Origin of the sequence: Kitasatospora sp. NPDC048715, from assembly GCF_043198905.1 — a bacterium.
Lineage (GTDB): Bacteria > Actinomycetota > Actinomycetes > Streptomycetales > Streptomycetaceae > Kitasatospora > Kitasatospora lactacystinica.
Genome location: NZ_JBICVH010000016.1, coordinates 212,762 through 225,958 on the forward strand (window position 1 = coordinate 212,762; position 13,197 = coordinate 225,958).

A 13,197-nucleotide genomic window follows, 5' to 3' on the forward strand; every position below is an offset into this window, starting at 1 on the left:
CCGGAGGGCCGCCGGAACCGCGGCCGGGACGGCCGGGGGCGGACCGGCGTCGTAACCGTCTGCTAACGGTGGGAACTCGACCAAAGCCTGGTTAAGTTTCTCTGACGACCGACCCATTCAGACGACACAGCCGAGGTGCCACCGTGGTCTTCCAGATGCCCGAACGCTCAGAGCCGGGTTTCCGGCGCAGGGTAGGCCCGCCCTCCCGGCGAGCGCGGGTGGCCCTGCTGACCCTGGGCGTGCTCGCGGTGCTCTTCCTGCTGTTCGTCATGTTCGCGGGCTTCTGGACGGACTGGCTGTGGTTCAAGTCGGTCCACTTCTCCTCGGTGTTCACCACCCAGCTGTGGACGAAGACCGGCCTGTTCGCGGTGTTCGGGCTGCTGATGGCGGTGATCGTCGGCTTCAACATCTGGCTGGCGCACCGGCTGCGGCCGCCGCTGTCGGCGATGTCGGTGGAGCAGCAGAGCCTGGACCGCTACCGGGCCGGCCTGGCGCCGTTCAAGCGCTGGGCGCTGATCGGCATCTCGCTGGTGATCGGCCTGGTGGCCGGCGCCGCCGCCTCCGGGCAGTGGCGGACCTGGCTGATGTGGACGAACTCGACCTCCTTCGGTGAGAAGGACTCGCAGTTCGGCATGGACGTCTCGTTCTACGCCTTCGACCTGCCGTTCTACGAGTTCGTGCTGGGCTTCGCGTTCAGCGCGGTGATCGTCTCGCTGCTGACCTCGGCGCTGGTGCACTACCTGTACGGCGGGCTGCGGCTGCAGGGCCCGGGCCGCCGGGCGAGCGTGGGCGCGCAGGGGCACCTGGCGGTGCTGCTGGGCGTGTTCGTGCTGCTGAAGGCCGTCGCGTACTGGCTGGACCGGTACGCGCTGGCGGTGAAGACCGGCTCGTACAAGGGCGTCTCGGGCTGGACCGGCCTGCGCTACGTGGACGCCAACGCGTTCCTGCCGGCCAAGACCATCCTGTTCTTCGTCGCGATCATCTGCGCGGTGCTGTTCTTCCTGACCCCGATCCGCCGCACCTGGGCCCCGGCCCTGATCGGCCTGGGGCTGATGGTGCTGTCGGCGGTGCTGATCGGCGGGCTGTACCCGGCGATCGTGCAGCAGTTCCAGGTCAAGCCGAACGAGCAGGCCAAGGAGACGCCGTACATCCAGAAGAACATCGACGCCACCCGCCAGGCGTACGGCATCGCGGACGCGCAGACCACCCAGTACACCCCGCAGGGCACCACCAACGCCGACGCGCTCAAGCCGGACGCGCAGACCGTCGCGGACATCCGGCTGCTGGACCCGAACGTCGTCTCGCCGACGTTCCAGTCGCTGGAGCAGCAGCGCAACTACTACGCCTTCCCGAGCACGCTGGACGTGGACCGCTACGGCACCGGGCAGGGCAAGCAGGACAGCGTGATCGGCCTGCGCGAGCTCGACCTCAACGGCGTGCAGCGCAACTGGATCAACGACCACTTCAAGTACACCCACGGCTACGGCGCGGTGGCCGCCAAGGGCAACCAGGTCGACGACAAGGGCCAGCCGGTGTTCACCGAGTCGGGCCTGCCGGCCACCGGCACGCTGGGCGACTACCAGCAGCGGATCTACTACGGCGAGAAGACCACCACCTACTCGATCGTCGGCGGGGCCAACAAGGAGATCGACTACACCGATCCCAAGACCGGCCAGAACGCCGAGTACACCTACTCCGGCGGCAGCGGGGTCTCGCTGGACAATCCGCTGACCCGGGCCGCGTACGCGGTGCGCTTCAGCGAGCCGCAGATCCTCTACGCGGGGGCGATCACCGACGGCGCCAAGGTGATCTACAACCGGACGCCCAAGGAGCGGGTGGAGAAGGTCGCGCCGTGGCTGTCGATCGACGCCGACCCGTACCCGGTGGTGCAGGACGGCCGGGTGCTCTGGGTGCTGGACGGCTACACCACCTCGGACGGCTTCCCGTTCTCCTCGAAGACGACGCTGGGCGCCGCCACCAAGGACTCGCTGACCAACCAGCGCGGTGAGCTGCTGACCGTCGCCAACCAGGTCAACTACATCCGCAACTCGGTCAAGGCCACGGTGGACGCCTACACCGGCGAGGTGAAGCTCTACCAGTGGGACGACAAGGACCCGGTCCTGAAGACCTGGATGAAGGCCTTCCCCGGCACCGTCGAGCCCAAGGCGGACATCCCGCAGGGCCTGCTGCCGCACCTGCGCTACCCGCAGGACATGTTCAAGGTGCAGCGCGACCTGCTCGGCCAGTACCACGTCACCGACGCCAACTCCTTCTTCAACGGCAGTGACATCTGGCAGGTCCCGGTGGACCCGACCAGCGACACCAAGCAGGTCCAGCCGCCGTACTACGTGACGGTGCGGATGCCGGACACCAGCACCGCGAGCTTCTCGCTCACCAGCACCTTCGTGCCCAACCAGCGGCCCAACCTGGCGGCCTTCATGGCCGTCAACGCGGACCCGGGGGACGACTACGGGAAGATCCGCATCCTGAAGATGACGGGCGAGAGCGGCGCCCCCGGCCCCGGCCTGGTGCAGTCGAAGTTCAACTCCCGCCAGGAGGTGGCCAACCAGATCTTCGCGCTGAAGAGCGGCGGGGACGCCGAGCTGGAGTACGGCAACCTGCTGACCCTGCCGGTCGGCGGCGGACTGCTCAACATCGAGCCGGTGTACGTGCGCGGACGCGGCGCCAAGTACCCGACGATGCAGAAGGTCCTGGCGGTGTACGGGGACGACAACGTGGCGTTCGAGGACACCCTGGAGGCCGCGCTGAAGAAGGTGTTCGGCGGGACGCCCCCGTCGACCACCCCGACCGTGCCGTCCAACCCGGGCACCGGGACGACCCCGACCAACCCGACGACGCCCACCGCGCCGGCGCCGGGCGGGACGATCTCGCCGGAGCTCCAGAAGGCGCTCTCGGACGCGGGGAAGGCGTACAACGACAGCCAGACCGCGTTCAAGAACGGCGACTGGGTGGCCTACGGCAACGCCCAGAAGGCGCTCGGCGACGCGCTGAAGGCCGCCGAGGCGGCCCGCGGCGGCAGCCCGGCGCCCGCCCCGGGTGCCACCGGCGGCGGATCGCCCAGCCCGCAGCCGTAGCCCGCTGAGCTGCGGCAACCGTTTTCCGTTCCACCCCGCGACCGTGCTATGGTTCAACCACCGACGCGGGGTGGAGCAGCTCGGTAGCTCGCTGGGCTCATAACCCAGAGGTCGCAGGTTCAAATCCTGTCCCCGCTACAAAGGCCAGAGGCCCGGAGGATTCTTCCTCCGGGCCTCTGGTGTTTCCCGTTCCGTTCTCGCCCGGAAGCGGCGGGAACCGCTCCGGTAGTATCGACCGTCGCCAAGGACGACGGCAGCGGGGTTTGTGGGGTTGGAGTGTCGGGAAATCGACAAAGCGCCGAAGCAATTTCGTCGGCTTCGGGTCAGCCCCGCCGGAATTCGGCCGGGGCAGGTGTACGCGGGTACTGGGTGATGCGACGATGGGACACATGGGGGACGGTGCACGGCCGCTGACCGGCCGTCGGGTCCGGCGCCTCCCCCGGGAGTCCTCCCGGTCGCACGCCGGGGCACGATGCCGCGACACTCTGGGGGAGCGGGAGTCGGCATGAGGCTGATCGGCAAGTCAGGCGCCAAGTCCGCGGCGGCCGTCGAGGCGGACACCGACGCCTGGGCGGAGAGCCCCGAGAGCACCGCCGCCCACCCCGGAGCCCTGCCCGCCCAGCGCACCAGCGGACTGTCCGAGCGTTCCCCGGCCCCCGGCTGCGGACCCGACAGCCTGGTCCACGTGTCGACCCGTCAGTTCGCCGCCGCCGTCGGCGCGTACGGCGAACAGCCCGGCGGGGAGCCGGCCGCCGGCGCCGCGCTCGACCCGGCCGGCCTCGACTCGACCAGCTTCGAGACCGCCCTCGCCGCCCGCGAGTCCGCCGCGCTGGAGGCCCGTCACCGGCAGGCCGCCGACGGCGGCGACCCGGACGCCGCCTGCCGGCTCGGCACCCTGCTGCTGCGCCGCGGCGAACTGGAGGACGCTGAGTCCTACCTGCGCGCCGCCGCGGCCGCCGGGGTGCGCGCCGCCGCCAACAACCTCGGCGTGCTGCTGCACCAGCAGGGCCACCGCGCCGAGGCCGGCCAGTGGTGGCGCCAGGCCGCCGTGGCCGGCAGCGCGCCGGCCGCGCACGCGCTCGGGCTGCAACTGCGCGACCAGGGCGAGGAGGAGGCCGCCGAGTACTGGCTGCACTTCGCCGCCGACCACGGCCACCCGCTGGGCGCGTACGCCCTGGGCGACCTGATGGAGCACCGGCGGGACGTGCGCGCCGAGCGCTGGTTCAAGGTCTCCGCCGACGCCGGGCACCGGGAGGCCTCCTACCGGCTGGCCCGGATGCGCGAGGCCGCCGGGGACAAGGAGACCGCCGAGACCTGGTACCGCACCGCCGCCGCCCGCAGCCACGCCCGCGCCGCGCTGCGCCTGGGCGTGCTGCTGGAGGAGCGCGCCCGCACCGACCAGTCGCTGCTGGAGGAGGCGGCCCGCTGGTACCGGCAGGCCGCGCAGAACGGGGAGCCGCGCGCGGCCTGCGCGCTGGGCTTCCTGCTGCGCGACTCCGGGGACGTGGCGGCCGCCGCCGAGTGGTGGCAGGAGGCCGCCGAGGCCGGGGACGGCAACGCCGCCAACGCCCTGGGCGCGCTGCACGCGAGCCGCGGCGAGGCCGCCGCGGCCGAGCGCTGGTACCGCGCCGCACTCGACGCGGGCGACCAGAACGGCGCCTTCAACCTGGGCCTGCTCTGCGCCGGCACCGGCCGCGAGCAGCAGGCCGAGCAGTGGTACCGGCGGGCCGCGTACGCCGGGCACCGGGAGGCCTGCAACGCGCTGGCCGTGGTGCTGCTGCAGCGCGGCGACGAGTCCGGCGCCCAGCCCTGGTTCTCCAAGGCGGCCGAGGCCGGCAGCGTGGACGGCGCGTTCAACCTCGGCGTGCTGCACGCCGGGCGCGGCGAGCAGCAGCAGGCCCAGGAGTGGTACGCGCGCGCCGCGGCCGAGGGGCACGGCGAGGCGGCCCTGCAGCTCGCGGTCGTCCAGGAGCAGCGCGGCAACCTGGCCGGGGCGCTGCAGCGCTACCGGCAGGCGGCGGCCGGAGGCTCGGCCGAGGGCGCGTTCCGGCTGGCCTCGCTGCTGGACCGGCGCGGGGACGCGGACGCCGAGGCCGAGCACTGGTACGCGCTGGCCGCCGACGCCGGGCACCGCCGGGCGCAGGTGCGGATGGGCGTGCGGGCGGCCGAGCGCGGGGCGCTGGAGATCGCGGAGAGCTGGTACCGGCGGGCCGCCGAGGCGGGCAGCCGCAGCGCCGCGTTCAACCTGGGGCTGCTGCTGGCCCGGCAGGACAGCGAGGCCGAGGCGATGCTCTGGTACACCCGGGCCGCCGACGCCGGGCACGGCCGGGCGGCGCTGCGGCTGGCGCTGCTGGCACTGCGCCGCGGGGAGCCGATGCAGGCGGAGAACTGGTGCCGGCGGGCGATCGGCTCCGGGCCGGCCGAGGTGGCCGAACGGGCCGGGCGGCTGCTGGGCGCGCTGAACGCCGAGTTGAGCGCGTAGCCTCCCGATTCGAGCGGCCCCCGATCCGCTTGTCCCGCCGGTCGGCGCAACCCCCTGATCAGTGCAACTCCCTGATCAGGGGCGGCAGTTCGGGCACAGGCCGCGGTAGGTGACCTCGGCGGCGGTGACGGCGAAGCCGAAGCGTTCGTCGGCGGGGAGGGCGGCGAGCGGGTCGCCCTGCGGGTGGACGTCGCGGATCGCGCCGCAGCCCGAGCAGATCAGGTGCTGGTGGGCGCGGTGCGCGTTGGGGTCGTAGCGCTTGGCGCGGCCGTCGGTGGCGACCTCCAGGACCTCGCCGAGGGTGACGAGTTCGCCGAGCGTGTTGTAGACGGTGGCGCGGCTGATCTCCGGCAGCCGGGCCGCCGCGCGGGCGTGCACCTCGTCGGCGGTGAGGTGCACGTGGTCGCCGTCCAGGACCTCGGCCACGACCCGGCGTTGCGAGGTCAGCCGCCAGCCCCGTGCGCGCAGTCTCTCCAGCAGGTCGCTCATGCCATCCAGAGTAGGTCAAGCTCCGAGATTGGTTCCAGTATTGACTTGGACAAAGTCCAAGTTAGGATCGTGTCATCACGACCGGACACCGCGGAGGCACTCCCATGACGATCCAGGACGAGCAGCGCCCGACCCTGACCACGGAGGCGGGTGCCCCCGTCGCCGACAACCAGAACACCGAGACGGCGGGCGTCGGGGGCCCGGCGCTCATCCAGGACCAGCTGCTGTTCGAGAAGCTCGCGCACTTCAACCGCGAGCGGATCCCGGAGCGCGTGGTGCACGCCCGCGGCGCCGGTGCGTACGGCACCTTCACCGTGACCGCCGACGTGACGCCCTGGACCCGGGCGGCGTTCCTCTCCGAGGTCGGCAAGCAGACCGAGACGTTCCTGCGCTTCTCCACCGTGGCGGGCAACCTCGGCGCGGCCGACGCGGTGCGCGACCCCCGCGGCTTCGCGCTGAAGTTCTACACCGAGGAGGGCAACTACGACCTCGTCGGCAACAACACCCCGGTGTTCTTCATCAAGGACGCCATCAAGTTCCCCGACTTCATCCACACCCAGAAGCGCGACCCGTACACCGGCTCCCAGGAGGCGGACAACGTCTGGGACTTCTGGGGCCTGTCGCCCGAGGCCACCCACCAGGTGACCTGGCTGTTCGGCGACCGCGGCATCCCCGCCTCGTACCGGCACATGAACGGCTACGGCTCGCACACCTACCAGTGGCAGAACGAGGCCGGCGAGCACTTCTGGGTCAAGTACCACTTCAAGACCGACCAGGGCATCCGCAACCTCGCCCAGGCCGAGGCCAACACCCTCGCCGGCGAGGACCCGGACAGCCACCAGCGCGACCTGCGCGAGTCGATCGAGCGCGGCGAGTTCCCCAGCTGGACGGTGCAGGTCCAGATCATGCCGGCGGCCGACGCGGCGAACTACCGCTTCAACCCCTTCGACCTGACCAAGGTCTGGCCGCACGCCGACTACCCGCCGATCGAGATCGGGAAGCTGGAGCTCAACCGCAACCCCGACAACGTCTTCGCCGAGGTCGAGCAGTCGGTGTTCTCCCCGGCGCACTTCGTGCCCGGCATCGGCCCGTCCCCGGACAAGATGCTCCAGGGCCGCCTGTTCGCGTACGCCGACGCCCACCGCTACCGGGTCGGCATCAACGCCGACCACCTGCCGGTGAACCGTCCGCACGCCACCGAGGCCCGCACCAACAGCCGCGACGGCCACCTGTACGACGGCCGCCACGGCCGGCAGAAGAACTACGAGCCGAACAGCTTCGGCGGCCCGGTGCAGACCGGCCGTCCGCTGTGGGCCGCGACCGCCGTCGACGGCCCCACCGGCACCCACGCCGCGCCCTCGCACGCCGAGGACGACGACTTCGTGCAGGCCGGCGACCTGTACCGGCTGTTCTCCGAGGAGGAGAAGCAGCGCCTGATCGGCAACCTGGCGGGCTTCATCGCCAAGGTCTCCGCCGACCGCGAGGACATCGTGGAGCGGGCGGTCGACAACTTCCGCAAGGCCGACGCCGACTTCGGGCAGCGGCTGGACGCGGCGGTCCGGGAGCTGCGCAAGCGGTAGTCACCGGACCGGGAACGGCGGCGGCCCCCCGACCAGCTCCCACTGGTCGGGGGGCCGCGACCACGCTCGGGCCGGCCGGGTCAGACGGAGAGCCGGCGCAGGGCCTCCTCGTGCAGCAGGCCGTTGGAGGCGACGGCGTCGGCGCCGCCGGGGCCGGGGACGCCGTCCAGGCCGGTGAAGCGGCCGCCGGCCTCCTCGACGATGATGCAGTTGGCCGCCATGTCCCACAGCGACAGCTCGGGCTCGGCGGCGATGTCGACGGCGCCCTCGGCGACCATCATGTAGGACCAGAAGTCACCGTACGCGCGGGTGCGCCAGCAGGCGCGGGTGAGGTCCAGGAACGGGTCGAGGCGGCCGCGCTCCTCCCAGCCGCTGAGCGAGGAGTAGGAGAAGGACGCGTCCTCGATCCGGGAGACACCGGAGACCCGCAGCCGGGAGGCCTTGGTCAGGCTGCGGCCGCCGAACGCGCCCAGGCCCTTGGCCGCCCACCAGCGGCGCTGCAGCGCGGGGGCGGAGACGATGCCGACCACCGGGCGCTCGACGCCGTCCGGGCCGTCCTCCAGCAGGGCGATCAGGGTGGCCCAGACCGGGACGCCGCGGATGTAGTTCTTGGTGCCGTCGATCGGGTCGATCACCCAGCGGCGCGGGCCCGAGCCCTGGAGACCGAACTCCTCGCCGAGGACGGCGTCGCGCGGACGGGCGCGCTGGAGCACGCTGCGCACGAGCTCCTCGGCGGCCTTGTCGGCGTCGCTCACCGGGGTGAGGTCGGGCTTGGTCTCGATCTTCAGGTCGAGGGCGCGGAAGCGATCCAGGGTGACCGAGTCGGCCGAGTCGGCGAGGACATGGGCGAGTCGGAGGTCGTCGTGGTAATCGGCCATGCCCGAAACCCTAGCGAGCCTCCCCGGATCGGCACAGCCGGGCTCGCGGAGCGGCCCGGAGCGGGTGCGGGCGCTCCGCGTGCCGGGCGGCTCCGCGCGCCGGGCCGCTCAGTGGGTCGTGCCGCTGAGCTGGAGGCCGATGACACCGGCGATCACCAGCGAGATCGAGACCAGCTTGAGCACCGAGGAGCTCTCGCCGAGGAAGAGCATGCCGTAGATCGCGGTGCCGGCCGCGCCGATGCCCGTCCACACCGCGTAGGCGGGGCCGACCGGAAGGGTCTTCAGCGAGAGGGTGAGCAGGCCGAAGCTGCCGAGGGCGAACACGCAGAAGCTGATGGTGGGCCAGAGCTTGGTGAAGCCCTCGCTGAGCTTGAGGTTGATCGCGAAGCCGGTCTCCAGCAGGCCGGCCAGGACCACCAGGGCCCATGCCATCGCGTGCCCTCCCTGTCGATCGACGGGCGGACCGCATACGGCCCGACTTTCCTATGATCGCCAGGTGGGCCCGCTCCGACACCTCGAACGGGCCACCAACCCCGCCGACGGGCCGCGGACGGCCGGACTCAGTCGGCCTCGCCGTCCTTGCTGGCCAGCAGACGGCGCAGCGAGTAGAGCCGGGCCGCCTCGGCGTGGCCCTCGGCGACCCAGGCGTCCAGCGCGCAGTCCGGCTCGTCGTGGCTGCACGCGCGCGGGCAGTCGACGGTGCCGGCCTCCAGGTCGGGGAAGGCGAGGATGACCCGGGACGGATCGATGTGCGAGAGGCCGAACGAGCGGAAGCCGGGAGTGTCGATCACCCAGCCGGGGTTCAGCGCCTTCTTCGAGCCGGGCTTGGCGCCGGGCGGCGGGGGCAGGCGCAGCGCCAGCGCGGAGACGGTGGTGTGCCGGCCGCGGCCGGTGACGGCGTTGACGTGCCCGGTCTGTCGCCGGCGGTCCGGGACGAGCGCGTTGACCAGGGTGGTCTTGCCGACGCCGGAGTGGCCGATGAAGACCGTGGACAGGCCGCGCAGGTGCTCCCGGACGGCCTCGGCGCCGGTGGTCTCCAGCTCGTCGCGGCGGGTGACCACGTACTCGATGCCCAGCGGCGCGTAGGTCTCCAGCAGCGTCGAGGCCGGGGCGAGGTCCGACTTGGTGAGCACCAGCAGCGGCTCCATGCCCGCGTCGTACGCCGCCACCAGGCAGCGGTCGATCAGTCGGGGGCGCGGCTCCGGATCGGCCAGGGCGGTGACGATGGCCAGCTGCTCGGCGTTGGCGACCACGATCCGCTCGTACGGGTCGTCGTCGTCCGCGGTGCGCCGCAGCACCGAGGTGCGCTCCTCGACCCGGACGATCCGGGCGAGGGTGTCGGCGTCCCCGGTGAGGTCGCCGACCAGGTTGACCACGTCGCCGACGACGACGCCCTTGCGGCCCAGCTCGCGGGCCTTCATGGCGACGACCTCGCGTTCCTGCTTCGTTCCCGGGTCGACCAGGCAGGTGATCCGACCGCGGTCGATGGTCAGCACCATCGCCTCGGCGGCGTCCTCGTGCTTGGGCCGGATCCGGGTCCGCGGCCGGGAGCCCCGGCGGGCGGGGCGGTTGCGGATGTCGTCCTCGTCGGCGTCCTTGCCGTAGCGGCGCATGTGCTCAGTCTCCGCTCAGGCGCCCGCCGCCGCTTCGCCGAGCAGCTCGGACCACATCCCGGGGAAGTCGGGCAGGGTCTTGGCGGTGGTGGCGACGTTCTCGACCTCGACGCCGGGCACGGCGAGGCCGAGCACGGCGGCGGCGGTGGCGAGGCGGTGGTCCTCGTAGGTGTGGAAGATGCCGCTGTGCAGCGGGCGCGGGCGGATCCGCAGGCCGTCCTCGGTCTCGGTGACGTCGCCGCCCAGGTCGTTGATCTCCTTGGCGAGCGCGGCGAGCCGGTCGGTCTCGTGCAGGCGCAGGTGGGCGATGCCGTACAGGTGGGACTCGGAGTCGGCCAGCGCGGCGACGGCGGCGATCACCGGGGTGAGCTCGCCGACGTCGTGCAGGTCGGCCTCGATGCCGTGGATCCGGCCGGTGCCGGTGAACTGCAGGCCCTCGTCGGTGAACTCGCAGGCGCCGCCCATCCGGGTGTAGATCTCGCGCAGCTGGTCCCCGGGCTGGGTGGTGTGCCTGGGCCAGTCCCGCACGGTGACCCGGCCTCCGGTGACCAGGGCGGCGGCGAAGAACGGCGCGGCGTTGGAGAGGTCCGGCTCGACCACCAGGTCGCGGCCGAGCAGGGCGCCGGGGGTGACCCGCCAGACGTCCTTCTCGCCGCCGTCCTCGGGGGCGTCGACCTGGGCGCCGGCCAGTCGCAGCATCTCCACGGTCATCCGGATGTGCGGCAGCGACGGGACCGGGCCGCCGACGTGGCGGACCTCGATGCCGTGGTTGTAGCGGGCCCCGGAGAGCAGCAGGGCGGAGACGAACTGGGACGAGGAGGAGGCGTCCAGCTCGACCGGGCCGCCGTCCAGCGAGCCGGTGCCGTGCACGGTGAGCGGGAAGGCGCCCCGGCCGCCGTCCTCGATCCGGGCGCCGAGCGCGCGCAGGGCGTTGATCACACCGTGCTGGGGGCGCTCGTAGCAGCGCGGGTCGCCGTCGAAGTGCACGGGGCCGTCGGCGAGGACGGCGAGCGGCGGCAGGAAGCGCATCACCGTGCCGGCGTTGCCGACGTCGACGGAGGCGGGGCCGAGCAGCGCGGGGGCGGGGATGACCCGCCAGGCCTCGCCGCCGCCGGTGCCGCCGGAGTCGTTGTTGACCTTCTCCTCGATGGTGACCCCGAGGGCGCGCAGGCCGTCGGCCATCAGCTGGGAGTCCCGGCTGCGCAGCGGGCGCCGCACCCAGCCCGGCCCGTCGGCGAGTGCCGCCAGCACCAGGGCCCGGTTGGTGACCGACTTGGAGCCGGGGATGGTGACGGTGGCGTCGACGGGGCTGGTCGCGACGGGGGCGGGCCACAGGGTCTCGGTCATGGGGCAAGTCTAGGGGCCGCGGCGGAAGCCCCCTCGTCGGTCGGGCGGCGGGACGCCCCGGCCGGCTACCGCAGCGGCTGGAGCAGCCAGGCGGCGCCGAGGCCGAGGCAGGCGAGGGCGACGAGCAGGAAGACGGTGACCCAGGCGAGGGCGGGGACGTGGGTGAGCCGGGCGAGCTGGTCGGCGTCGGAGTCGCGGGCCCAGCCGATCCGGCGCTGGTGCTGGAGCTCCAGGACGGGGCGGACGGCGCCGAAGAGCAGGAACCAGCAGCCGAGGTAGGCGAAGCCGGCCTGGACCTCGGCGCTGCCGAACCACGAGACCAGGAAGAAGGCGCCGCCGGCGACCAGCACGCTGAGGAAGCCGAAGGCGTTGCGGATGCGCAGCAGCAGGGCGAGCAGCAGCACGATCGCCAGCCAGAGCAGCAGGGTGATCCGGTCGGCGGCGAGCAGGGCGGCGCAGCCGAGGCCGAGCAGCGCGGGGGCGGTGTAGCCGGCGGCGGCGGTGAGGACCATGCCGGGGCCGGTGGGGCGGCCGTAGGAGAGGGTGAGCCCGGAGGTGTCCGAGTGCAGCCGGATGCCGGCCAGCTTGCGGCGGGTGACCACGGCGATCAGGCCGTGGCCGCCCTCGTGGGCGATGGTCACGGCGTTGCGGGCGACGTGCCAGAGCGGGCGGGCCAGGACGGTGAGCAGGGCGGCGGCGCCGGTGGCCAGGACCAGCCAGCCGGGTGGGGCGGCCTGGGTGCCGGTCACCTGGTTCCACAGGTCGCCGAGGGTCAGGTCGTTCGCGTTCATCGGGGTCTCCGCCTCCGTCCGCCGCACTGGGCCGTCGCGTTGGGCCGTTCGGGGCAGCCTCCCATGCGGGGACGGGCGGGAGGCGGCGGGTGGTTCTGGTCCGGGGATGAACAAGTCCTGAGGACCGGTGGCATGGCAAGCTGGCCCGCATGTGCGGTCGGTTCGCAGCCAGCAGCAAGCCCGAGGACGTCGTCGAGCTGTTCGACGTCGAGCACTGGGATCCCGCGGAGACCCTGGACCCGAACTGGAACGTCGCGCCGACCAACAGCGCCTTCGTGGTGCTGGAGCGGCTGGGCGGGGAGCGGCCGCGGCCGGTGCGGCAGCTGCGGGTGCTGCGCTGGGGGCTGGTGCCGCAGTGGTCGAACTCCGCCGAGACGGCGGTGAAGATGATCAACGCCCGGTCGGACACGGTGCACGAGAAGCCCTCGTACCGGCAGGCCTTCGCCGCGCGCCGGTGCGTCCTGCCGGTGGACGGCTACTACGAGTGGCAGACGGTGCCGGGGGAGCGCGGAAAGGCCCGCAAGAAGCCGTACTTCGTCTCCCGGGCCGACGGCACCCCGCTGGCGCTGGCCGGGCTGTACGAGTTCTGGCGCAACCGGGCGGTGCCGCCCGGGCACCCGGAGGCCTGGCTGGTGACCTTCACGATCGTCACCACGGACGCCGAGGAGTCGCTGGCGCCGATCCACGAGCGGATGCCGCTGTTCCTGGACCCGGGGGACTGGGACGAGTGGCTGGACCCGCGGCTGACCGACCCGGACGGGCTGCGCCGGCTGCTGGTGCCCCCGCCGCCGGGCGCGCTGCTGGCCACCCCGGTGTCGCCGGCGGTCGGCAGCATCCGCAACAACGGTCCGGAGCTCAAGGAGCCGTGGACCGAGGTCGAGTACGAGACCACCCTGTTCTGAACCTTCCTGGAGTCACTGCG

10 protein-coding genes and 1 tRNA gene are annotated in these 13,197 nt (G+C 72.7%); 5 read left to right on the forward strand and 6 right to left on the reverse strand.

Translation table 11 applies throughout. From position 1 onward, the window contains the following. Positions 1 to 155 precede the first annotated feature (155 nt). From ACGFSC_RS28520 to ACGFSC_RS28530, 3 genes are all read left to right on the forward strand, one after another. Positions 156 to 3,095, forward strand: coding sequence for a UPF0182 family protein (locus ACGFSC_RS28520; protein WP_359908411.1), 2,940 nt, complete (start codon positions 156 to 158; stop codon positions 3,093 to 3,095). A 64-nt stretch (positions 3,096 to 3,159) separates the two neighbouring features. Next, positions 3,160 to 3,233 (forward strand) — tRNA-Met (locus ACGFSC_RS28525). Between the two features lie 367 nt (positions 3,234 to 3,600). Beyond that, positions 3,601 to 5,577 carry a sel1 repeat family protein gene (locus ACGFSC_RS28530; protein WP_359908414.1) on the forward strand — a complete coding sequence of 659 codons (1,977 nt, stop codon included), beginning with the start codon at positions 3,601 to 3,603 and terminating at the stop codon, positions 5,575 to 5,577. A 75-nt stretch (positions 5,578 to 5,652) separates the two neighbouring features. Here the strand turns inward: ACGFSC_RS28530 and ACGFSC_RS28535 are convergent, their stop codons facing one another. Continuing rightward, a complete protein-coding gene (locus ACGFSC_RS28535; RefSeq protein WP_359908417.1) occupies positions 5,653 to 6,066 on the reverse strand; it encodes a Fur family transcriptional regulator in 414 nt (137 codons plus the stop codon). 104 nt (positions 6,067 to 6,170) lie between these two features. On the opposite strand from ACGFSC_RS28535, the gene ACGFSC_RS28540 reads away from it, so the two are divergent. Further along, positions 6,171 to 7,646, forward strand: coding sequence for a catalase (locus ACGFSC_RS28540; RefSeq protein ID WP_359908420.1), 1,476 nt, complete (start codon positions 6,171 to 6,173; stop codon positions 7,644 to 7,646). A gap of 80 nt (positions 7,647 to 7,726) precedes the next feature. On the opposite strand, the gene hisN is transcribed toward ACGFSC_RS28540, so the two are convergent. The 5 genes from hisN to ACGFSC_RS28565 form a co-directional block, all read right to left on the reverse strand. Continuing rightward, entirely contained in the window at positions 7,727 to 8,524 is a 798-nt protein-coding gene (gene hisN, locus ACGFSC_RS28545) for a histidinol-phosphatase (RefSeq protein WP_359908423.1), read from the reverse strand. Positions 8,525 to 8,632: 108 nt separating this feature from the next. Next, positions 8,633 to 8,956, reverse strand: a complete 324-nt coding sequence (locus tag ACGFSC_RS28550; RefSeq protein WP_359908425.1) for a multidrug efflux SMR transporter — start codon at positions 8,954 to 8,956, stop codon at positions 8,633 to 8,635. A gap of 128 nt (positions 8,957 to 9,084) precedes the next feature. Then, complete coding sequence (gene rsgA / locus ACGFSC_RS28555; protein ID WP_359908428.1) at positions 9,085 to 10,137, reverse strand: ribosome small subunit-dependent GTPase A; 1,053 nt, start codon at positions 10,135 to 10,137, stop codon at positions 9,085 to 9,087. A 15-nt stretch (positions 10,138 to 10,152) separates the two neighbouring features. Then, the gene (gene aroA, locus ACGFSC_RS28560; RefSeq protein ID WP_359908431.1) at positions 10,153 to 11,484 is read right to left on the reverse strand and encodes a 3-phosphoshikimate 1-carboxyvinyltransferase; all 1,332 of its coding nucleotides are present in this window, start codon (positions 11,482 to 11,484) and stop codon (positions 10,153 to 10,155) included. A gap of 65 nt (positions 11,485 to 11,549) precedes the next feature. Next, positions 11,550 to 12,275, reverse strand: coding sequence for a M50 family metallopeptidase (locus tag ACGFSC_RS28565; RefSeq protein ID WP_359908434.1), 726 nt, complete (start codon positions 12,273 to 12,275; stop codon positions 11,550 to 11,552). A gap of 149 nt (positions 12,276 to 12,424) precedes the next feature. Here ACGFSC_RS28565 and ACGFSC_RS28570 point away from each other — a divergent pair, with 149 nt between their 5' ends. Next, positions 12,425 to 13,177 carry an SOS response-associated peptidase gene (locus ACGFSC_RS28570; RefSeq protein WP_359908437.1) on the forward strand — a complete coding sequence of 251 codons (753 nt, stop codon included), beginning with the start codon at positions 12,425 to 12,427 and terminating at the stop codon, positions 13,175 to 13,177. Positions 13,178 to 13,197 lie beyond the last annotated feature (20 nt).

What these genes read in the sequence shown, in the direction of transcription:
- ACGFSC_RS28520 (WP_359908411.1), top strand. Translation starts at nt 156, where the DNA reads ATGCCCGAACGCTCAGAGCCGGGTTTCCGGCGCAGGGTAGGCCCGCCC.
- ACGFSC_RS28530 (WP_359908414.1), top strand. Translation starts at nt 3,601, where the DNA reads ATGAGGCTGATCGGCAAGTCAGGCGCCAAGTCCGCGGCGGCCGTCGAG.
- ACGFSC_RS28535 (WP_359908417.1), bottom strand. Translation starts at nt 6,066, where the DNA reads ATGAGCGACCTGCTGGAGAGACTGCGCGCACGGGGCTGGCGGCTGACC.
- ACGFSC_RS28540 (WP_359908420.1), top strand. Translation starts at nt 6,171, where the DNA reads ATGACGATCCAGGACGAGCAGCGCCCGACCCTGACCACGGAGGCGGGT.
- hisN (WP_359908423.1), bottom strand. Translation starts at nt 8,524, where the DNA reads ATGGCCGATTACCACGACGACCTCCGACTCGCCCATGTCCTCGCCGAC.
- ACGFSC_RS28550 (WP_359908425.1), bottom strand. Translation starts at nt 8,956, where the DNA reads ATGGCATGGGCCCTGGTGGTCCTGGCCGGCCTGCTGGAGACCGGCTTC.
- rsgA (WP_359908428.1), bottom strand. Translation starts at nt 10,137, where the DNA reads ATGCGCCGCTACGGCAAGGACGCCGACGAGGACGACATCCGCAACCGC.
- aroA (WP_359908431.1), bottom strand. Translation starts at nt 11,484, where the DNA reads ATGACCGAGACCCTGTGGCCCGCCCCCGTCGCGACCAGCCCCGTCGAC.
- ACGFSC_RS28565 (WP_359908434.1), bottom strand. Translation starts at nt 12,275, where the DNA reads ATGAACGCGAACGACCTGACCCTCGGCGACCTGTGGAACCAGGTGACC.
- ACGFSC_RS28570 (WP_359908437.1), top strand. Translation starts at nt 12,425, where the DNA reads ATGTGCGGTCGGTTCGCAGCCAGCAGCAAGCCCGAGGACGTCGTCGAG.